This window comes from Jannaschia pohangensis (assembly GCF_900113875.1).
Classification (GTDB): domain Bacteria; phylum Pseudomonadota; class Alphaproteobacteria; order Rhodobacterales; family Rhodobacteraceae; genus Jannaschia; species Jannaschia pohangensis.
In genome coordinates this window covers 1-17,116 of the sequence record NZ_FORA01000004.1, presented here as the reverse complement: position 1 = coordinate 17,116, position 17,116 = coordinate 1, and the positions used below count along the sequence as shown (strand labels likewise).

General features: G+C 62.9%; 28 protein-coding genes. 4 read left to right on the top strand and 24 right to left on the bottom strand.

Annotation, left to right across the window (positions count from 1 at the left end; translation table 11 throughout):
* Window positions 1-11 precede the first annotated feature (11 nt).
* From rpsM to BM002_RS13830, 5 genes are all read right to left on the bottom strand, one after another.
* Entirely contained in the window at window positions 12-380 is a 369-nt protein-coding gene (gene rpsM, locus BM002_RS13850; protein ID WP_092782339.1) for a 30S ribosomal protein S13, read from the bottom strand.
* A gap of 182 nt (window positions 381-562) precedes the next feature.
* Window positions 563-1,207, bottom strand: coding sequence for an adenylate kinase (locus tag BM002_RS13845; RefSeq protein WP_092782337.1), 645 nt, complete (start codon window positions 1,205-1,207; stop codon window positions 563-565).
* Window positions 1,204-2,562: a preprotein translocase subunit SecY gene (secY, locus tag BM002_RS13840; protein ID WP_092782333.1), complete on the bottom strand. Its 1,359-nt coding sequence runs from the start codon at window positions 2,560-2,562 to the stop codon at window positions 1,204-1,206. Before secY ends, BM002_RS13845 begins: the two co-directional genes overlap by 4 nt.
* Before the next feature lie 105 nt (window positions 2,563-2,667).
* The gene (gene rplO, locus BM002_RS13835; protein ID WP_092782330.1) at window positions 2,668-3,135 is read right to left on the bottom strand and encodes a 50S ribosomal protein L15; all 468 of its coding nucleotides are present in this window, start codon (window positions 3,133-3,135) and stop codon (window positions 2,668-2,670) included.
* Window positions 3,136-3,269: 134 nt separating this feature from the next.
* A complete protein-coding gene (locus BM002_RS13830; RefSeq protein ID WP_092782327.1) occupies window positions 3,270-3,908 on the bottom strand; it encodes a 2-hydroxychromene-2-carboxylate isomerase in 639 nt (212 codons plus the stop codon).
* A 59-nt stretch (window positions 3,909-3,967) separates the two neighbouring features.
* Between BM002_RS13830 and BM002_RS13825 the strand changes: the two genes are divergently transcribed.
* The gene (locus BM002_RS13825; protein WP_245749266.1) at window positions 3,968-4,654 is read left to right on the top strand and encodes a vWA domain-containing protein; all 687 of its coding nucleotides are present in this window, start codon (window positions 3,968-3,970) and stop codon (window positions 4,652-4,654) included.
* Window positions 4,655-4,746: 92 nt separating this feature from the next.
* Here BM002_RS13825 and rpmD read toward each other — a convergent pair whose 3' ends face one another.
* The 12 genes from rpmD to BM002_RS13760 form a co-directional block, all read right to left on the bottom strand.
* Window positions 4,747-4,935, bottom strand: a complete 189-nt coding sequence (gene rpmD, locus BM002_RS13820) for a 50S ribosomal protein L30 (RefSeq protein ID WP_037311717.1) — start codon at window positions 4,933-4,935, stop codon at window positions 4,747-4,749.
* Window positions 4,936-4,938: 3 nt separating this feature from the next.
* Window positions 4,939-5,529 (bottom strand): 30S ribosomal protein S5, encoded by a 591-nt coding sequence (gene rpsE / locus BM002_RS13815; RefSeq protein ID WP_092782324.1) that lies wholly within the window; start codon window positions 5,527-5,529, stop codon window positions 4,939-4,941.
* A gap of 167 nt (window positions 5,530-5,696) precedes the next feature.
* Window positions 5,697-6,056 (bottom strand): 50S ribosomal protein L18, encoded by a 360-nt coding sequence (gene rplR / locus BM002_RS13810; RefSeq protein ID WP_092782321.1) that lies wholly within the window; start codon window positions 6,054-6,056, stop codon window positions 5,697-5,699.
* An 11-nt stretch (window positions 6,057-6,067) separates the two neighbouring features.
* Entirely contained in the window at window positions 6,068-6,601 is a 534-nt protein-coding gene (rplF, locus tag BM002_RS13805) for a 50S ribosomal protein L6 (RefSeq protein WP_092782318.1), read from the bottom strand.
* Window positions 6,602-6,611: 10 nt separating this feature from the next.
* Window positions 6,612-7,004 (bottom strand): 30S ribosomal protein S8, encoded by a 393-nt coding sequence (gene rpsH, locus BM002_RS13800; protein WP_092782314.1) that lies wholly within the window; start codon window positions 7,002-7,004, stop codon window positions 6,612-6,614.
* A gap of 13 nt (window positions 7,005-7,017) precedes the next feature.
* Window positions 7,018-7,323 carry a 30S ribosomal protein S14 gene (rpsN, locus tag BM002_RS13795; RefSeq protein ID WP_092782311.1) on the bottom strand — a complete coding sequence of 102 codons (306 nt, stop codon included), beginning with the start codon at window positions 7,321-7,323 and terminating at the stop codon, window positions 7,018-7,020.
* Window positions 7,324-7,333: 10 nt separating this feature from the next.
* The gene (gene rplE / locus BM002_RS13790; RefSeq protein WP_092782308.1) at window positions 7,334-7,897 is read right to left on the bottom strand and encodes a 50S ribosomal protein L5; all 564 of its coding nucleotides are present in this window, start codon (window positions 7,895-7,897) and stop codon (window positions 7,334-7,336) included.
* Complete coding sequence (gene rplX / locus BM002_RS13785) at window positions 7,897-8,202, bottom strand: 50S ribosomal protein L24 (protein ID WP_092782305.1); 306 nt, start codon at window positions 8,200-8,202, stop codon at window positions 7,897-7,899. Before rplX ends, rplE begins: the two co-directional genes overlap by 1 nt.
* Complete coding sequence (gene rplN / locus BM002_RS13780; RefSeq protein WP_092782302.1) at window positions 8,202-8,570, bottom strand: 50S ribosomal protein L14; 369 nt, start codon at window positions 8,568-8,570, stop codon at window positions 8,202-8,204. The genes rplX and rplN overlap by 1 nt, the downstream gene beginning before the upstream one ends.
* A gap of 101 nt (window positions 8,571-8,671) precedes the next feature.
* Window positions 8,672-8,902: a 30S ribosomal protein S17 gene (gene rpsQ / locus BM002_RS13775; RefSeq protein ID WP_092782299.1), complete on the bottom strand. Its 231-nt coding sequence runs from the start codon at window positions 8,900-8,902 to the stop codon at window positions 8,672-8,674.
* 1 nt (window position 8,903) lies between these two features.
* Window positions 8,904-9,110 carry a 50S ribosomal protein L29 gene (gene rpmC, locus BM002_RS13770; RefSeq protein WP_092782296.1) on the bottom strand — a complete coding sequence of 69 codons (207 nt, stop codon included), beginning with the start codon at window positions 9,108-9,110 and terminating at the stop codon, window positions 8,904-8,906.
* A gap of 426 nt (window positions 9,111-9,536) precedes the next feature.
* Window positions 9,537-10,157, bottom strand: a complete 621-nt coding sequence (locus tag BM002_RS13760) for a TIGR02466 family protein (RefSeq protein ID WP_092783233.1) — start codon at window positions 10,155-10,157, stop codon at window positions 9,537-9,539.
* Between the two features lie 116 nt (window positions 10,158-10,273).
* On the opposite strand from BM002_RS13760, the gene BM002_RS13755 reads away from it, so the two are divergent.
* Window positions 10,274-10,513 carry an HP1242/YdcH family protein gene (locus BM002_RS13755; protein ID WP_092782290.1) on the top strand — a complete coding sequence of 80 codons (240 nt, stop codon included), beginning with the start codon at window positions 10,274-10,276 and terminating at the stop codon, window positions 10,511-10,513.
* Window positions 10,514-10,609: 96 nt separating this feature from the next.
* Here the strand turns inward: BM002_RS13755 and rplP are convergent, their stop codons facing one another.
* From rplP to rplB, 5 genes are read right to left on the bottom strand one after another with little or no spacing between them, the layout of a single operon-like run.
* Entirely contained in the window at window positions 10,610-11,023 is a 414-nt protein-coding gene (gene rplP / locus BM002_RS13750) for a 50S ribosomal protein L16 (protein ID WP_092782287.1), read from the bottom strand.
* Window positions 11,024-11,035: 12 nt separating this feature from the next.
* Window positions 11,036-11,773: a 30S ribosomal protein S3 gene (gene rpsC / locus BM002_RS13745; RefSeq protein ID WP_092782284.1), complete on the bottom strand. Its 738-nt coding sequence runs from the start codon at window positions 11,771-11,773 to the stop codon at window positions 11,036-11,038.
* Window positions 11,773-12,153, bottom strand: a complete 381-nt coding sequence (rplV, locus tag BM002_RS13740; RefSeq protein WP_092782281.1) for a 50S ribosomal protein L22 — start codon at window positions 12,151-12,153, stop codon at window positions 11,773-11,775. The genes rpsC and rplV overlap by 1 nt, the downstream gene beginning before the upstream one ends.
* 3 nt (window positions 12,154-12,156) lie before the next feature.
* The gene (gene rpsS / locus BM002_RS13735; RefSeq protein WP_092782278.1) at window positions 12,157-12,435 is read right to left on the bottom strand and encodes a 30S ribosomal protein S19; all 279 of its coding nucleotides are present in this window, start codon (window positions 12,433-12,435) and stop codon (window positions 12,157-12,159) included.
* Between the two features lie 2 nt (window positions 12,436-12,437).
* A complete protein-coding gene (gene rplB / locus BM002_RS13730) occupies window positions 12,438-13,280 on the bottom strand; it encodes a 50S ribosomal protein L2 (RefSeq protein WP_092782275.1) in 843 nt (280 codons plus the stop codon).
* Window positions 13,281-13,678: 398 nt separating this feature from the next.
* Between rplB and BM002_RS13725 the strand changes: the two genes are divergently transcribed.
* Complete coding sequence (locus BM002_RS13725) at window positions 13,679-14,767, top strand: hypothetical protein (RefSeq protein WP_139212380.1); 1,089 nt, start codon at window positions 13,679-13,681, stop codon at window positions 14,765-14,767.
* Window positions 14,768-15,011: 244 nt separating this feature from the next.
* On the opposite strand, the gene BM002_RS19155 is transcribed toward BM002_RS13725, so the two are convergent.
* Together BM002_RS19155 and BM002_RS19150 are read right to left on the bottom strand one after the other, a co-directional pair.
* Window positions 15,012-15,389: a hypothetical protein gene (locus tag BM002_RS19155; protein WP_139212379.1), complete on the bottom strand. Its 378-nt coding sequence runs from the start codon at window positions 15,387-15,389 to the stop codon at window positions 15,012-15,014.
* Between the two features lie 39 nt (window positions 15,390-15,428).
* A complete protein-coding gene (locus tag BM002_RS19150; protein ID WP_483867455.1) occupies window positions 15,429-15,944 on the bottom strand; it encodes a DUF7946 domain-containing protein in 516 nt (171 codons plus the stop codon).
* A 37-nt stretch (window positions 15,945-15,981) separates the two neighbouring features.
* Between BM002_RS19150 and BM002_RS13720 the strand changes: the two genes are divergently transcribed.
* Window positions 15,982-17,116 (top strand): IS3 family transposase gene (locus BM002_RS13720; RefSeq protein ID WP_245749228.1). Its coding sequence is split into 2 segments (ribosomal slippage), with 1,136 coding nucleotides annotated over them: window positions 15,982-16,243 and window positions 16,243-17,116; the frame shifts between segments, so codons are not numbered across the junction. This gene is flagged as partial in the annotation.

Below are 17,116 nucleotides of genomic sequence, written 5' to 3'. Positions count from 1 at the left end.
TCTACGCTCCCTTACTTCTTCTTGCCGGCGATGGCCTTTGCGGGGCCCTTGCGCGTGCGTGCATTGGTGTGGGTGCGCTGACCGCGGACGGGCAGGTTGCGACGATGGCGCAGGCCCCGGTAGCAGCCCAGGTCCATCAGGCGCTTGATGTTCATCTGACGCTCGCGGCGCAGATCGCCTTCGACCATCAGGTTTGCGTCGATGTATTCGCGGATCGCGAGGACTTCGGCATCCGAGAGTTCATTCACCCGGCGGGTGGCATCGATGCCGACCGCGTCGATGATTTCCTTCGCCTTGGATGAGCCGATTCCCGTGATGTAGGTCAGGGCGATCGGAACGCGCTTTCCCGTCGGAATGTTGACGCCAGAGATACGAGCCAAATGCAGCTTCCTTCTTCGTTGCGGTTCCGTAGCACCAGAACCTTTTTTCACAACGCCCGGTTCGATTCAGACCAGGCAAAAACAGACCACCGGGAATCGGTCGATTCCCGGCGGAGATTGCGACTTAGGGGGTCTTGACAGGCGCGTCAAGCACAGGACGCGCACCTGTCAAGAGAAATCTGTCAGTCCGACAGAACCTTGGAAATGGCCTTGGCCACTTCCTCGATCTCGCCCAGACCGTCGACCGATTTTAGGTCGCCCTTGGCATAGTAGTAACCGATCAGCGGCGAGGTCTTCTTGTAGTATTCCATCAGCCGCGTGCGCAGGCTTTCGGGGTTGTCGTCGGCGCGGCGCTTGAACTCGGTCCCGCCGCAGTTGGTGCAGGTCCCATCGGCCGGGATGGGCTTGGTCAGGTCGTTGTAGACCTCGCCACAGGACGCGCAGGTCGCCCGCGCGGTGATCCGGTTGACGAGCGCGCCGTCATCGACGCGCATCTCGACCACCGCATCGAGCTTGCTGCCGTGCTTGCCCAGCAGTGCGCCCAGGGCGTCCGCCTGGGCCAGCGTGCGTGGAAAGCCGTCGAAGATGAAACCGCCTGCGTGGTCCCCCTCCAGCTTCTCCTCGATCAGGCCGATGACGATGTCATCGGTCACAAGCTCTCCGGCATCCATGATCGCGGCGACCTTGTTGCCCATTTCGGTGCCCGAAGACCGTGCATCCCGCAGCATGTCCCCGGTGCTGAGCTGGATCATCCCCCGATCCTCGGTCAGCCTGCGCGCCTGGGTTCCCTTTCCCGCGCCAGGCGGCCCCAGAAGTATGATATTCATTTACGCGCAGCTCCCTTGTTCCTCCCACGCCGCTTCCCGCGAAGCTGCGACTTTTCGATCAGTCCCTCATACTGATGCGCCAGGAGATGTGATTGCACCTGCTGGATCGTATCCATGCCCACCGACACGATGATCAGGATGGACGTCCCCCCGAAGTAGGCCGTGATCGCCAGTTCGTGACGGACCATCTCGGGGATCAACGCGACGAGCGCCAGGTAGCCCGCACCCAGAACAAGGATCCGGTTCACCACGTATTCGAGATATTCCGACGTCCGCGCACCGGGGCGAATGCCCGGAATGAAGCCGTTCTGGTTCTTGAGGTTGTCGGCCACATCGTCGGTCTTGAAGCTGACGTTGTGGGTATAGAAATAGGTGAAAAAGACGATCATGCCCGCAAAGAACAGCAGGTAGAGCGGTTGACCCGGGCCGAAGTAGGCCAGGATCGTCGACATGATCGGGCCTGTCTGCTGGCCCGAGAACGTCCCGATCGTCGTCGGCAACAGCAGCAGCGACGAAGCGAAGATCGCCGGGATCACGCCCGCCGGGTTCACCTTGATCGGCAGGTGGCTGGAGCCGCCGTCATAGACCTTCATACCGACCTGACGGCGCGGATACTGGATGTGGATCTTTCGCAGACTGCGCTCCATGAACACGACGAAGAACAGCGTCGCGATCAACATCGCAACAACCCCGAGGATCACGGCCGCCGACAGGGCGCCGGACCGGCCCTGCTCGAAGAACTGGGCAAAGGCTGCGGGAAGTTCGGCCACGATGCCAACGAAGATGATGAGCGAGATGCCGTTGCCGATGCCACGCGCGGTGATCTGCTCACCCAGCCACATCAGGAACATCGTGCCGCCGACCAGCGTGATCATGCAGGAGGCGATGAAGAACGCGCCCGGCGTATGCACCAGCCCCCCGGATTGCAGCGACACGGCGAGGCCATAACTCTGCAACGTCGCCAAGGCCACGGTGCCATAGCGCGTGTACTGGTTGATCTTCTTGCGGCCCTGCTCGCCCTCTTTCTTCAATTGCTCCAGCTGCGGCACCATGGCCGTCATCAGCTGGATGATGATCGAGGCCGAGATATACGGCATGATCCCCAGGGCGAAGACGCCCATCCGGCCGATCGCACCCCCCGTGAACATGTTGAGCACGCCGCCAAGGCCCGCGCTCGCCTGTTCGACGAAGTTCCGCAACTCGGCGGCGTCGATGCCCGGCACGGGAATATAGGTCCCGAAGCGATAGATGATCAGAAGGCCGATCGTGAACAGGATGCGCTGGCGAAGCTCCTTGGCTTTGCCGAACGCCCCCCAGCTCATGTTCGCGGCCATTTGCTCCGCGGCTGAAGCCATGAAAGCCCCTCTTTCAAGTAAAACACCGCCTGACCGGTTTTCCGATCAGGCGGCGTTTGGAAAACTTAGACCCATCTAAGCAGGGCGGACCCTGCCTTCAACCGATCATTCCGCCGCGACTGCCGCGACCGTGACCGAACCGCCAGCCTTTTCGACCGCCTCGACCGCGCCCTTGGAGGCGCCGGTGACGGCAATCGTGGCTTTCGCAGTCAGATCGCCCTTGGCCAGAAGGCGGATGCCGTCCAGCTTGCGACGCACCAGGCCGCTTTCGACCAGACTGTCCTCGGTGATCGACTTGGCGTCGAGCTTGCCCGCGTCGATGAACTCCTGAAGCTTGCCCAGGTTGACGACGGCATAGGATTTGCGGTTCGGCTTGGTGAAGCCGCGCTTGGGCAGACGCTGGTAGAGCGGCATCTGGCCGCCCTCGTAGCCATTGATGGCCACGCCCGAGCGGGATTTCTGACCCTTGATCCCGCGACCACCGGTCTTGCCCATGCCAGAACCGGCACCGCGGCCGACCCGCTTCGGCTTCTTGGAGGCGCCGGGATTGTCGCGCAGTTCGTTGAGTTTCATTTCGCTTCTCCTACTGGCCGGAAGCGTCCCCGGAAGCGAGATGGGACGAACACGGCGTTTCTTGATTCTGAATGCGCCCTTGGGCACCGCGCGGTCCTACATGGGGGGTGACCCCCGCGCAAGGGGAATGGACGTCATCCGACGGACGGATTTGTCCAGCGGGTCGGGGCGAACGGCTGGCGCAAGGCGCGCGCCACCATCGCGAGCCGGTCCTGCCCGTAAAAGGGGTCGCCGTTCACGAAATAGGTGGGTGAGCCAAGCACACCGCGCGCGATGGCCTCCGCCGCATTCGCCGCATAGCGCTCCGCCACTTCGGGTCCGGTGGCCAGTGCAAGAAGGGCTTCTGCATCCTGTCCCTGCGCCGTCGCGATCTTCGCCAATGTGACCCGGTCGGACAGGTCCGCATCGTCCCGCCAGTGCGCGGTCAGAACGGCGTCGGCCATGGCATCCACAGCGTCCCCCCGATCCCCGAGCGCCATGATGAGGCCGGAGGCCAGCGCATAGTCGGCGTCATGATGGGTCGGGCGATAGGGCACGACCGGGCGATCCCGCTCTTCGGCCCATCGTTCGATTTCCCGCCCGAAGAAATAGTCCACATGGGCCTGAGTCCTTGCGGCAAACGGCAGGCTGCCCTGTGCCTCGACCACGGGCGAGAGCGGGATCGGGCGGTGGACCAATGTCGCGCCCTCGGCCAGGCAGATGTCGCACAAGCGCGCGTGGCCGAGGTAGGCGAAGGCGGAATGGGCGGAGTAGAAATATTCGATGACGTGCATGTGACGGCCCCCTTGGGGTGGCAGCTTGCCCAAACCCCCGGCGACTGCAAGGATCGACCATGCGCATCGCCCTTGCCCTGACCTGCTCGCTCGCCCTGCCCGCCTGGGCGCAGGCACCCTGTTCGACCGATGCGATGGTGGTCTTCGACGGTTCGGCCTCCATGGCGGAAATCGGCTTCGACACCGGGGAGACGAACCGGATCACCGACGCCCGCGCGGCCATGGCCCGGGTGATGCCCGACGTCGAGGATTTCCGCCGCATCGGACTGGTCACCTATGGCCCCGGCCCCGAAGGCTCCTGCGAGGGGATCCGCCTGCGCTTTCCGCCCATCGAGTCCGCCGCCGCCCGGATGATCGCGGAAATCGACGCCTTGGAACCGACTGGCCTGACCCCGCTCACCGATGCGGTGGAGCGGGCGGCTGAGGTCCTGGACTACCGCCTGAAACCCGCCATCGTGGTTCTGGTCACGGACGGCAACGAAACCTGCGGCGGCCGCCCCTGCGCTTTGGGCCGCGCGTTGGAAGCCACCGGCGCGGACCTGACCGTGCATGTCATCGGCTACAAGGCTGAGAGCGATTTCTTCAGTTGGGACAACCCCGAAGCCGACGAAGTGGCGCGGGGCGATACGGTGGCCAAATGCCTGTCGGACACGACCGGTGGGCAATTCGTGGCAACCGACACGGTCGACGAATTGGTCGAGGCTTTGCGGGCGACTTTGGGGTGTGCGTTGGTGGGGCGGCTTTGACCGGGTGACCACCAACAAAAACGCCCCGGCCATTTCTGACCGGGGCGCATGTGTCTGACGCGCGGTGCGTGACAAGCACGCACCCTACGGGCTCAGCCGCGCTCTTCGATGATTTCCACCAGATGCGGGATTTTGTTGACCATGCCGCGGACGGAGGGCGTGTCTTCCAGCTCGCGGGTCTTGTGCATCTTGTTCAGGCCCAGACCCACCAGCGTCGCGCGCTGATCGGCGGGGCGGCGGATCGGAGAGCCGATCTGCTTGACGACAATCGTTTTAGCCATGGATCAGGCCTCCTCGGTCTCGGTTGCCGCGGCGGGGGCTTCGTTGCCCTTGCGCAGGATGTCGGCGACCTTCTTGCCGCGACGCTGCGCGACCGAACGGGGGCTCGATTCCTTGCGCAGGCCGTCGAGCGTGGCGCGGATCATGTTGTAGGGGTTCTGCGACCCGATGGACTTCGACACGACGTCATTGACGCCCAGCATCTCGAACACCGCGCGCATCGGACCACCGGCGATGATCCCGGTGCCTTCTGGAGCGGCGCGCATGACGACGCGACCGGCGCCGTGGCGACCTTCCATGTCGTGATGCAGGGTGCGACCGTCGCGCAGGGCGACGCGGATCATCTGGCGCTTGGCCTGCTCGGTGGCCTTGCGGATGGCCTCGGGGACCTCCTTGGCCTTGCCCTTGCCGAAGCCGACACGGCCCTTCTGGTCACCGACGACGACGAGCGCCGCGAAACCGAAGCGCTTGCCGCCCTTGACCGTCTTGGAGACGCGGTTAATCGCGACAAGGCGGTCGGCGAACTCCGGGGTTGCTTCTTCACGGTCGCGGCCACGGCCACGGCCGCCCCCACGCTGGTTGTCACGTTCTGCCATGCGGCATCTCCATCTATCGGGGCCCTCGGGCCGTTTGCGCGATCCTTGGTGAGCCACTGCTCCCGGATCATCGAGACGGGGGTTCCCGTCTGCAAGAAAGGTGGGCAATCACTGCCCACCCTAAATTCACCTGTGTCGCGCAGGCGCCGAAACGCCGACATCGACGATCAGAACTTCAGACCACCCTCGCGGGCGGCGTCGGCCAGGGCCTTGACCTTCCCGTGAAAGAGAAAGCCGCCGCGGTCGAAGTACACTTCCTCGACGCCCGCCTTCTTGGCCCGCTCGGCGATCGCCGTGCCGACCTTGGTTGCAGCTTCGATGTTGTTCTTGCCGACCACGCCCAGAGCTTTCTCGAGGGTGGAGGCAGCGGCGAGCGTCTTGCCCGCCACATCGTCGATCAGCTGCACGCTGATGTTCTTGTTCGACCGATGAACCGACAGGCGCAGGCGCCCGGCGTTCATCTTGCGAAGCTTGTTCCGGACGCGCAGGCGGCGCTTGAGGAACAGATCCCGTTTGCTGTTTGCCATCTGACTGGTCCTTACTTCTTCTTGCCTTCCTTGCGGAAGATATACTCGCCCTTATAGCGGATGCCCTTGCCCTTGTAGGGCTCGGGCGAACGCCATTCGCGGATGTTGGCCGCGACCTGGCCGACGAGTTGTTGATCGATACCTTCGACGGTGATCTCGGTCTGCTTGGGCGCAGTGACGGTCACACCATCGGGCACTTCAAAATTGACGTCATGGCTGTAGCCGAGCGCCAGCTTCAGGGTGTTGCCCTGCATCTGGGCGCGGTAGCCGACGCCGGTGATCTCGAGCTCTTTCTTGAAGCCTTCGGTCACGCCCGTCACCAGGTTCTGAACCATGGTGCGGGACATGCCCCACTGCTGACGGGCGCGCTTGGACTTGCCGCGCGGTTCGACCGAGACGGCACCGTCGGCGACCTTCAGGTCGACGTCGTCCGTTGCGGTGAACTGCCGGGTGCCCTTGGGACCCTTGATCGAGATCGTCTGGCCCGAAACCGAGACTTCGACGCCGGACGGCAGGTCGACGGGTTTTTTGCCGATACGAGACATCAGACCCTCCTCAGAAGATTGTGCAGAGCACTTCGCCGCCGACATTGGCGTTGCGTGCTGCTGCATCGGACATGACGCCCTGGGACGTCGAGACAATCGAGACACCAAGGCCCTGACGGACCGTCGGGATGTCGCTCACACCGAGGTACACGCGACGGCCCGGCTTGGAGACCCGCTTGAGTTCGCGGATGACCGGGATGCCCTCGTAGTACTTGAGCGAGATTTCGATCGTGGGGTGACCGGCGCTGTCGGTCTTGGACTCGTAGCCGCGGATGTAGCCTTCGTCGGCCATCACATCCAGGACACGGGCCCGCAGCTTGGACGCCGGGGTGATTACGGTGGACTTGCCACGCATCTGCGCATTGCGGATGCGGGTCAGCATGTCGCCGATGGGATCATTCATCGTATGTGCTCCCTTACCAGCTCGACTTGACCATGCCGGGGATCTTCCCCTGCGAGGCCAGCTCGCGCAGCATGATCCGGCTGAGTTTCAGCTTGCGGTAATATGCCCGAGGGCGACCGGTCAGCTGGCAGCGGTTGTTAAGACGGACGGCGGCGGAGTTGCGGGGCAACCCGGCCAGTTTCAGAGTGGCCTTGAACCGCTCTTCCATCGGCTTCGACTCGTCGCGGACGATCTCTTTCAGAGCGGCGCGCTTGCCGGCGTATTGCTTCACCAGCCGCTCGCGCTTTTTCTGGCGTTCGATCATGGATACTTTTGCCATGTCTAATCCCTCAGCTGTTGAACGGCATGTTGAAGTGCTTGAGCAGCGACTTCGCCTCTGCATCCGTCTTGGCGGTGGTGCAGATGATGATGTCCATGCCCCAGACCTCATCGACCTTGTCGAAGTTGATCTCGGGGAAGACGATATGCTCCTTCATGCCCATGGCATAGTTGCCACGGCCGTCGAAGCTCTTGCCGGACACGCCGCGGAAGTCACGGATGCGGGGCATTGCGACGGTGATCAGACGGTCCAGGAATTCGTACATCCGGGCGCCGCGCAGCGTCACCTTGGTGCCCAGGGGCATGCCTTCGCGGACCCGGAAGCCGGCGATGGATTTCTTGGCGTTCGTCACGACGGCCTTCTGGCCCGCAATCGCCGACAGGTCTTCCTGCGCCGATTTGGCCTTCTTGCTGTCACGCACGGCTTCGGCACCGCAGCCGATGTTCAGAACGATCTTTTCCAGACGCGGGATCTGCATGTCGTTCTTGTAGCCGAACTCTTCCTTCATCGCGGCCTTGACGGTCTGCTCGAAGAAGCTGCGGAGACGGGGGGTATAATTTGCTTGGTCAAGCATCAGATCACGTCTCCCGTGGTCTTGGCGAAGCGAACCTTCTTGTCGCCATCCATGCGGAAGCCGACGCGGGTTGCCTTGCCGTTGCCGTCGAGGACGGCGAGGTTCGACAGATCGATGGGCAGCGCCTTGGGGATACGTCCCCCCTGGCTTGCCTGGCTCTGACGGGTGTGGCGGATCGCGATGTTCACGCCATCGACCACGGCCTTGCCGGCCTTGGGGTCAACGGAGACGATCTCGCCTTCCTTGCCCTTGTCGCGGCCCGAAAGCACGACGACCTTGTCACCCTTGCGGAGTTTTGCGGCCATCACAGCACCTCCGGCGCGAGCGAGATGATCTTCATGAAGTTCTTCGCGCGCAGCTCACGAACCACCGGCCCGAAGATACGGGTGCCGACCGGTTCGTTGTTGTTGTTGAGGATGACGGCGGCGTTCCGGTCAAAGCGGATCGCGGTCCCGTCATCACGGCGGACTTCCTTGGCGGTGCGAACGACGACGGCCTTGCGGACGTCCCCTTTCTTCACTTTGCCCCGCGGAATGGCTTCCTTGACGGACACCACGATGATGTCGCCAACAGAAGCGTACTTCCGCTTGGACCCGCCCAAGACCTTGATGCACTGAACACGGCGAGCGCCGCTGTTGTCAGCAACATCCAGGTTGGTTTGCATCTGGATCATTGGTTTCTCCCGACCTTTGGGGCGGCGATGCGTGCCTTATCCCCAGGGTTTCGAATTATTCGTGGCGAACCCGGTCATTCGGGCGAACCATCGGTCACTGCCTAGTCGGCAATGACCTCCCACCGCTTGGTCTTGGACCGGGGCGGGCATTCCTGGATGCGCACGACGTCGCCAACCTGGTACTGGTTGTTCTCGTCGTGGGCGCGGTACTTCTTGGACTTCCGGACGGTCTTCTGGAGCAGCGGGTGCTTGAAGCGACGCTCGATCGACACGGTCACGGTCTGGGCGTTCTGGTTGGACGTCACGACGCCCTGGAGGATACGCTTGGGCATCTTACGCCTCCGCTTCGGCGCCACGCGCCTTTTCGTTCAGAATGGTGTTCACGCGGGCGATGGACCGCTTGACGGCCCGCACGCGGGCGGTGTTCTCGAGCTGGTTGGTCGCCGCCTGGAAGCGCAGGTTGAACGCTTCCTTCTTGAGATTGGTCAACTCCGTACGGAGCTCATCGGGGCTCTTGCCCCGGAGTTCGCTGGCATCCATGCCATATTCCTTTGCAACATCACCGGGCCGCTCTGCGTGGCGCAGGTCACGACTGATTCCGGTGGAGATCAACGTAGAGTGCGCCCTCTAGACGAGGTTCCGACAGGGCGCAAGGGGTTTGATCCTGCCTCGGCAACAAAGGGCGAGATGCGGATCAGGACACGCTGCAAACCTTCAACGGTCGATGCCTGTTCCCGCCTGTTGGGCTATCTCTTTCGGTCACCGCGTCCCGTGCCGGGTCTACCGGTCATCGGGTCACCCGACCCCGGATTCGGCCGGACCAAGACGCCGCCGCGCGGGCTTTGCGCGCGCCCTGTCGGTCGTGACTGACGACAATGATCGCGGCAGCATTGCCGACCTTGCGGGTGGTTGTCTCGATCGCGGCCTTTGTGCGTCCATCCGAATGCACGGACGCCCGACCTTCCATCAGGTCCAGCCGTAGTTGAAACTCACCGATATCCGGTCTTCTTCGGCCATGTTCATCGGCACCTCGTGGCGCAGCCACGATTCCCACAGCAGGACATCCCCCACCTCTGGCGCGACATAGGTGAAGGTGCGCAGGCCCTCGGGCGCGTCCTTCAGCCGGGTCGGGGCGGCCATCATCATGGGCAGGCGGGGGTCTTCGAACTTGATGGCGCTCGTCCCCTTGGGCATCGCCACATAGGTCGTGCCGGAGATAACGGAATGCGGGTGCAGATGTCCGGTGTGGATGCCGCCATAGGGCAGGATGTTGATCCACAGATCCTCGAGCGTCAGGCGCTTGTCGCCCAGATCGAAGGCCAGATCCTCGGCAAAGGCGGCCACATGCTTGTCGAGCGCCTTGACCACATCGGCGAAGATCGGAAAGCGCCAGGGCAGATCGGTCAGCGAGGCATAGGACGTGTAGCCCGGGAAATCATTGGCCTCGCACCACGCCTGCCCCGCCTCGTCATCTTCGGCGATGGAGAGGCACGACGCCGCAAGCTCCGCCGGATCGACGGCGGGGGACTGGGCCGCAAGGGCAGACCGATAGAGGCGGGTCACGAAGAGAGAGCGAATGTCCGACATGACCGCGTGATATCGCAGGCCCGGCACCTTGGCGAGAGGGCGGACGTGCTTGATCTCGGTCAAGGCAGATACCGCACCTGAGCGCCTAGGCTCTGACCGACAAGCAGGAGCGAAGCATGTCCCACACACCCCACGAACTTGCCGAAGAATTTCCCGAGCATACGCAGAAGATCCATGACTTGCGTCAATCCGACGCTCACTTTGCCCGGCTGGCGGACGAATACCACGACATCAATCGGGCCGTTCACAGAGCCGAGACGGATGTGGAGCCGACGTCGGACGACCACATGACCGAGATGCGAAAACAGCGGCTGCGCCTGAAGGATCGGATCGCGGCGGTCCTGTCGAAGGGGTGACATCGGGGACAGGTCCGTGAAACGGCAAAAGGCGGAGGTTTCCCCCCGCCTTCCGGAACCTTTCCCGATCCTTGCGAACCGGGATGAGACCCATTCTTACCAGTCTTCGCGCACCACGGTGCGGGTCTTGATCGGCAGCTTCATCGCAGCCAGGCGCAGGGCCTCGCGCGCGACGGCTTCGGTGACACCGTCGATCTCGAACATCATCCGGCCGGGCTTGACCTTGCAGGCCCAGTAATCGACCGAACCCTTGCCCTTACCCATACGAACTTCGACGGGCTTGGATGTGACGGGCACATCCGGGAAGATCCGGATCCAGACGCGACCCTGACGCTTCATGTGACGCGTCATGGCCCGGCGGGCGGCTTCGATCTGGCGCGCGGTGACGCGCTCCGGCTGGATCGCCTTCAGGCCGTAGGTGCCGAAGTTCAGGTCAGACCCGCCCTTCGCTTCACCCTTGATGGAGCCCTTGAACTGCTTGCGGAACTTCGTCCGTTTCGGTTGCAACATCTGCTCTACTCCTTACCGGCGCGGGCCGCGGGGGCCGCGGTCATCACGACGGCCACCGGCACCACGGGGGGCGGGTCCGTCCTGCATTTCCTGGGCCTTGCGGTCACGTGCCGAGGGATCGTGCTCCATGATCTCGCCTTTGAAGATCCAGACCTTGATCCCGATGATGCCATAGGGCGTCGCGGCTTCGCTATGCGCGTAATCGATATCGGCGCGCAGCGTGTGCAGCGGAACCCGACCCTCGCGGTACCATTCGGTCCGCGCGATTTCGGCGCCGCCCAGACGACCTGCCATGTTGACCCGGATACCCAGGGCCCCCATGCGCATGGCGTTCTGAACGGCCCGCTTCATGGCGCGGCGGAACGACACACGACGCTCCAGCTGCTGTGCGATGCTCTCACCGACCAGGGCGGCGTCCAGCTCGGGTTTGCGCACTTCAACGATATTGAGGTGCAGCTCGCTGTCGGTCATCGCGGCCAGCTTCTTGCGCAGACCTTCGATGTCCGCACCTTTCTTGCCGATGATGACACCCGGACGGGCGGCGTGGATGGTGACGCGGCACTTGCGGTGCGGGCGTTCGATGATGACACGGCTGACGCCGGACTGCTTGCACTCTTCCTCGATGAACTTGCGCATGCGCAGATCCTCGAGCAGCAGATTGCCGTAGTCCTTGGTGTCGGCGTACCAGCGGCTGTCCCAGGTGCGGTTGACCTGGAGGCGCATACCGATCGGATTGACCTTCTGACCCATTATGCTTGCTCCTCGACTTGACGCACCTTGATCGTCAGCTCCGCAAAGGGCTTCACGATCTTGCCGAAACGACCACGGGCCCGCGGGCGGCCCCGCTTCATGGTCAGGTTTTTCCCGACCCAGGCTTCGGCCACGATCAACGCGTCGACGTCCAGGTTGTGGTTGTTCTCGGCGTTCGCGATGGCCGACTGGAGGCACTTGCGCACGTCGATGGCGATCCGCTTCTTGGAGAAGGTCAGGTCGGCGATTGCCTTCTCGACCTTCTTGCCGCGGATCATGGCGGCAACCAGGTTCAGCTTCTGCGGGCTTGTGCGCAGCGAGCGCAGCTTGGCCATGGCCTCGTTGTCAGCCACGCGGCGGGGATTTTTTTCCTTGCCCATGACTTACTTCCTCTTGGCTTTTTTATCGGCGGCGTGACCGTAGTAGGTCCGCGTCGGGGAATATTCCCCGAACTTCTGGCCGATCATGTCTTCGGAGACATTGACGGGGATGTGCTTGTGCCCGTTGTACACACCGAAGGTGAGACCCACGAACTGCGGCAGGATGGTGGAGCGGCGCGACCAGATCTTGATCACGTCGTTGCGCCCGCTTTCGCGCGCGGCTTCGGCCTTCTTGAGGACATAGGCGTCCACGAAAGGCCCTTTCCATACGGAACGGCTCATACTCAGCGGCCTTTCTTCTTGGCGTGACGCGAGCGGATGATCAGCTTCTGCGACGCCTTGTTCTTGTTGCGGGTCTTGGCACCCTTGGTCGGCTTGCCCCAGGGCGTGACCGGGTGACGACCACCCGAGGTCCGACCTTCACCACCGCCGTGCGGGTGGTCGATCGGGTTCATCACGACGCCGCGAACGCTCGGGCGGATGCCCTTGTGGCGGTTGCGACCGGCTTTACCGATGTTCTGGTTCGAGTTGTCGGGGTTCGACACCGCGCCAACCGTGGCCATGCATTCCTGACGCACGAGGCGCAGTTCGCCCGACGACAGGCGGATCTGGGCATAGCCCCCGTCCCGGCCGACGAACTGGGCATAGGTGCCGGCGGCACGGGCGATCTGGCCGCCTTTGCCGGGCTTGAGCTCGATGTTGTGAACGATCGTCCCGATCGGCATCCCCGAGAACGGCATCGCGTTGCCCGGCTTGATGTCGGCGCGGGCGGCGGCCACGACGCGGTCACCGATTGCCAGACGCTGCGGCGCCAGGATGTAGGCGGCTTCGCCATCGGTGTAGCGGATCAGTGCGATGAAGGCCGTGCGGTTCGGGTCATATTCGATCCGTTCCACGTTTGCCTGCACGTCCAGTTTGTTGCGCTTAAAATCGACGATCCGATAGAGGCGCTTGGCGCCCCCGCCCTTGCGGCGCATCGTGATCCGTCCGGTGTTGTTGCGGCCACCATTCTTGGTGAGACCTTCGGTCAGCGCCTTGACGGGGCGACCTTTCCACAGCTCCGAACGGTCGATCAGTACCAGCCCACGCTGGCCCGGCGTCGTCGGCTTATACGACTTGAGTGCCATAGTTTACCTGTCTTCCGTTGTGTGTCGGACGGCCCCGATCAAACGAACTCCGCCCTGGATGTAAGGGCCCCGAAGGTCCCCGGTGATATGCTCCGAAGAACAAAGGCAAAGCCCCGGACGAATCCGGGGCCTGTGCCGATGGGGCCGTTTAGGGGGGCTGCGGGATGGGGTCAAGGGGGCGCATGGGGGTTCCGAATTCAACGGGTGATGCGCGGGTGACCAACGGGTGATCCACGTCGGACGTTGCGCGGGGGTGACGCAGACGACGATCCGGACCGATCGGCAGCATCCAGCCGAGGGCCGCCGCCCCGCTCAATTGACTCCGGGGCGGAACAGCGGGTCGCTAGTATCTGGTCAGCGCGGGCGAAAGCCCCGCCTGCCGACCGGAGGTGGCCCCGATGTTCAAGACCCCGCTGAGGGCGCCAATGGCGATGCCCAAGTGGCTGGCTGCGGTCACGGTCGTGGCCTGCGCGGCGACGGCATCCGCGCAGCAGGCCGACACCGCCTCGACCGCTGATCCCACCCCCGTCGCGATCATCCTGGACCAGCGGGACGGCGCGGCCCCCGTCAACCCACAGGCCTGGGAGGAGGCCCTGGGCCAGTCGCGGGCCGAGGTGCTGACCGTGGTCCCCGTGACCGACCCGAACGCCGCACAGACCGCCGCACAGGCAGCGACGGACGTGGGCACGCCCGAAAACACCGTGATCCTGCAGACCTTCAACGTGCCGGCGGCAAACTCCAGCGCCTTCGATCCGATCCGCCAGCAGATCGACGCGAATGTCCTGGAACAGAATGCGCAGATGGGCTGGCAGGTCGCCCTGAACCTGCCGATGTGCGTCCTTTACGAACGGCCCCCTTCCGGCGACGAGCCCGCGCCAACCGCCCTTCTGGCCGTCATGGACGAGGTCTATGCGCAGGTCTTCTGCTACCGCATGGCCATCGCCTATTACGCCTCGGGGCGCGACGAGAGCGGGGCGCGCATTGCGCCGGTGTATATCGATGCCCAGACCATCGCGATGCAGGAGACGATGCCGCCCATCGCCTTCCACTCCGCCTATCTCGCCCACAAGGACCGGCGGGACGACCGGGGGCGTTACCTGGCGCGCGACAGCAATGTCTATGCGCCCGGCGAGGAGATCTTCCTGCGCGGCTACCTCGAGAACGTGGCGCGCGGCCTGCCGGGGACGATGGAGATGACCTTCGAGTTCGACCTGCACATGGAGGTGCGCGACGACGCCGATGAGGTGCTCGGGCGGGTCAAGCTGCACACCTACACCGCGCCCTCGACCCTGCTCTATCCGGTGGACGAGACGCAGTTCTGGAACAGCATCACGGCGGGCGTGAACCTGGGGGACCCGGGAAGCTACACGCTCACATTCATCGCAACCGACAAGATGCGCGCCGGAGAGCCTTCCGCGGAGGTGTCTTTTGACGTGGTCGTGGACGCCGACGCTGTGCCCACGGGGAGGGTGATGCCGACGGAATGAAGGATGCAGGTGGCGTCCGCGCCCCCGCTTTGGAGAAGGTTCTTGCGCGACTAGGCCTTGGACGAAACCGGGGCTGCCGATGGGGCCGTTTGGGGGGATAGAGTGGGGTCACGGGGTGGGTGGAACAGCGTGGATTTTACGGGTGATCTGCGGGTGATCTGCGTCCGACACTATTGTTAGGTAAATGTGTTGCGTGTTGCCGTGCTCAGCGTGACTAAGAGCACGTCGCTTGTAGCGTTTCAAACTACTCGAGCAAATCATCCTCAGAATCGTCCTGTAGCTTCTCTACGAGCCTACGCGACGGCGCGACAGAAAACTGCCCCGCGGCCCTTTGGAGACGCAATACTTCATTAACATCAATATCTTCAAAGTCTTTGCCTGCCGCGAAGATTTTAAGACGCTTCTTGCGACCGTCAGGTGCATCAATGGATGTGAAAGCGCACACAACTTCTGTTTCACTATCGAACTGACCTTGCTGACGTAAAGCGTAGGCACGCGCAGCGTCAGCGATGGCTATAAGCGAGGCTCGAGGTGTTCCGGCGACAAGATCAAATGTATAGGCTTGCTCCTCGTCAAAATTGAAAAGACGGCCAGACCGGTTTCGTCCATCATAGCTGGTCACGATGAACCGTTGAGAACGCAAGTCTTCGTTAAAGATATTTTAATACATGTACTCCTTACTAGCACCGTCTAAAACAACATTGTTTCCATCTCCCTGTATAAAGATGTTAACGTTATTCGCACCATGATTTATTATCGCATGAGACTTTCGAAGTGACGGTTCTACCGCCTGTACAGCAGCACCTATATCTCCGGGTGGTATGACTCCCTTCGCTTCAAGCTCCTCAATATCAGCATCTCCACGACCGCCTGTGGCACGAGAGATGATTGTTTCAATCAGCGCCCAACTTGCCTGAGCAGCTCCCTTTCCATACGCTTCGACAAAGTAAGGAGCAAACTGCGCGAAATCGAAAATAGCTTCAAACGATCCCTCACGCGTATTCACAAGACGAAGATCTATATCTAGTTCCTTAAATTTCCGGCGACGGATTTCACCAGTCTGCGCGTAGTGAAGGCATATCATAACGACCTGAGAGAAACTGTGGAGGCTCTCGAGTGAGGCAAATGCGGGCACTTCACCACTATCCGCTGCTCTGACCCCCGATAGTTCCTCCATCTGATACTGGAGTCCGGCCCGAGAAGAGGACCGGACCATGAAGAGATCGAAGTTCACGGAAGAGCAGATCATCGGCATTCTGCGGGAGCAGGAAGCCGGTGCGAAGACGGCGGAGCTGTGCCGTCGGCATGGGATCAGCAGCGCGACCTTTTACGCCTGGAAGGCCAAGTTCGGCGGCATGGACGTGTCGGACGCGAAGCGGCTGAAGGCGCTCGAGGAGGAGAATGGCCGTCTGAAGCGGCTGCTGGCGGAATCCCTGCTTGATCAGGCCGCGCTGAAGGATCTCCTGTCGCGAAAGTGGTAACGCCCGCCGCCAGGCGCGAAGCCGTCGCGATCCTCGTGGAGAAGCACGAGATGAGCGAGCGGCGGGCGTGTGCCGTGATCGGCGCAGACCGGACCTCGATCCGCTACCGCAGCCGACGACCCGATGACCACGATCTGCGCGAGCGCCTGCGGGCGCTGGCCTCTGAGCGCCGCCGGTTCGGCTACCGGAGGCTGCACGTTCTGCTCAGGCGGGAGGGACATGTCGTGAACCGCAAGAAGACCCAACGGCTCTACCGCGAGGAAGGCCTCACCGTGCGCAAGCGGCGGGGGCGGAAGAAGGCGACCGGGACGCGGGCGCCGCTCCTGACTGTGGCCACGCCGAACGCGCGCTGGTCGGTCGATTTCGTCCACGACCAGTTCGCCCAAGGCCGGCGGTTCCGGATCTTCAACGTGATTGACGACGTGACGAAGGAATGCCTCGCCGCGGTGGTCGACACCTCGATCTCGGGCCGCCGCGTCGCGCGGGAACTGACGGCGCTGATCGCCCGGCGCGGCAAGCCCGACCTCATCGTCAGCGACCACGGCACCGAGTTCACCTCGAACGCGATGCTGGCCTGGAGCGAGGAGACGGGCGTGCCTTGGCATTTCATCGCCCCAGGCAAGCCGATGCCGAACGGAATCTGCGAGGCCTTCAATTCGAAGATGCGGGACGAACTCCTGAACGAGACGCTGTTCTTCGGACTGGATCACGCCCGCGAGGCCGTCGCCCGCTGGGTGGCCGACTACAACCTCGCGCGCCCACATTCAGCCCTCGACTACCAAACGCCTGCGGCATTCGCCGCCCAACTCACCGCAATGGGCGATCAGCTCCACGAAACGGAAGCGTTCCGCTGCTCGCCCATTGCTCC

Excerpts from the sequence above, each read along its gene's own strand:
- BM002_RS19150 (WP_483867455.1), bottom strand. The coding sequence starts at position 15,944 with ATGGAGGAACTATCGGGGGTCAGAGCAGCGGATAGTGGTGAAGTGCCC.
- rplE (WP_092782308.1), bottom strand. The coding sequence starts at position 7,897 with ATGCTTGACCAAGCAAATTATACCCCCCGTCTCCGCAGCTTCTTCGAG.
- rpmD (WP_037311717.1), bottom strand. The coding sequence starts at position 4,935 with ATGGCTAAAACGATTGTCGTCAAGCAGATCGGCTCTCCGATCCGCCGC.
- rplN (WP_092782302.1), bottom strand. The coding sequence starts at position 8,570 with ATGATCCAGATGCAAACCAACCTGGATGTTGCTGACAACAGCGGCGCT.
- rpsS (WP_092782278.1), bottom strand. The coding sequence starts at position 12,435 with ATGAGCCGTTCCGTATGGAAAGGGCCTTTCGTGGACGCCTATGTCCTC.
- rplR (WP_092782321.1), bottom strand. The coding sequence starts at position 6,056 with ATGGCAAACAGCAAACGGGATCTGTTCCTCAAGCGCCGCCTGCGCGTC.
- rplB (WP_092782275.1), bottom strand. The coding sequence starts at position 13,280 with ATGGCACTCAAGTCGTATAAGCCGACGACGCCGGGCCAGCGTGGGCTG.
- rpsN (WP_092782311.1), bottom strand. The coding sequence starts at position 7,323 with ATGGCAAAAGTATCCATGATCGAACGCCAGAAAAAGCGCGAGCGGCTG.
- BM002_RS13830 (WP_092782327.1), bottom strand. The coding sequence starts at position 3,908 with ATGCACGTCATCGAATATTTCTACTCCGCCCATTCCGCCTTCGCCTAC.
- BM002_RS13760 (WP_092783233.1), bottom strand. The coding sequence starts at position 10,157 with ATGTCGGACATTCGCTCTCTCTTCGTGACCCGCCTCTATCGGTCTGCC.
- BM002_RS13845 (WP_092782337.1), bottom strand. The coding sequence starts at position 1,207 with ATGAATATCATACTTCTGGGGCCGCCTGGCGCGGGAAAGGGAACCCAG.
- rpsH (WP_092782314.1), bottom strand. The coding sequence starts at position 7,004 with ATGAATGATCCCATCGGCGACATGCTGACCCGCATCCGCAATGCGCAG.
- rplX (WP_092782305.1), bottom strand. The coding sequence starts at position 8,202 with ATGGCCGCAAAACTCCGCAAGGGTGACAAGGTCGTCGTGCTTTCGGGC.
- rplV (WP_092782281.1), bottom strand. The coding sequence starts at position 12,153 with ATGGGCAAGGAAAAAAATCCCCGCCGCGTGGCTGACAACGAGGCCATG.
- rplF (WP_092782318.1), bottom strand. The coding sequence starts at position 6,601 with ATGTCTCGTATCGGCAAAAAACCCGTCGACCTGCCGTCCGGCGTCGAA.
- rpsQ (WP_092782299.1), bottom strand. The coding sequence starts at position 8,902 with ATGCCCAAGCGTATCCTCCAGGGCGTCGTGACGTCCAACCAGAACGCC.
- BM002_RS13825 (WP_245749266.1), top strand. The coding sequence starts at position 3,968 with ATGCGCATCGCCCTTGCCCTGACCTGCTCGCTCGCCCTGCCCGCCTGG.
- BM002_RS13755 (WP_092782290.1), top strand. The coding sequence starts at position 10,274 with ATGTCCCACACACCCCACGAACTTGCCGAAGAATTTCCCGAGCATACG.
- rplO (WP_092782330.1), bottom strand. The coding sequence starts at position 3,135 with ATGAAACTCAACGAACTGCGCGACAATCCCGGCGCCTCCAAGAAGCCG.
- rpsE (WP_092782324.1), bottom strand. The coding sequence starts at position 5,529 with ATGGCAGAACGTGACAACCAGCGTGGGGGCGGCCGTGGCCGTGGCCGC.
- rpsC (WP_092782284.1), bottom strand. The coding sequence starts at position 11,773 with ATGGGTCAGAAGGTCAATCCGATCGGTATGCGCCTCCAGGTCAACCGC.
- rplP (WP_092782287.1), bottom strand. The coding sequence starts at position 11,023 with ATGTTGCAACCGAAACGGACGAAGTTCCGCAAGCAGTTCAAGGGCTCC.
- secY (WP_092782333.1), bottom strand. The coding sequence starts at position 2,562 with ATGGCTTCAGCCGCGGAGCAAATGGCCGCGAACATGAGCTGGGGGGCG.
- rpmC (WP_092782296.1), bottom strand. The coding sequence starts at position 9,110 with ATGGATGCCAGCGAACTCCGGGGCAAGAGCCCCGATGAGCTCCGTACG.
- BM002_RS13725 (WP_139212380.1), top strand. The coding sequence starts at position 13,679 with ATGTTCAAGACCCCGCTGAGGGCGCCAATGGCGATGCCCAAGTGGCTG.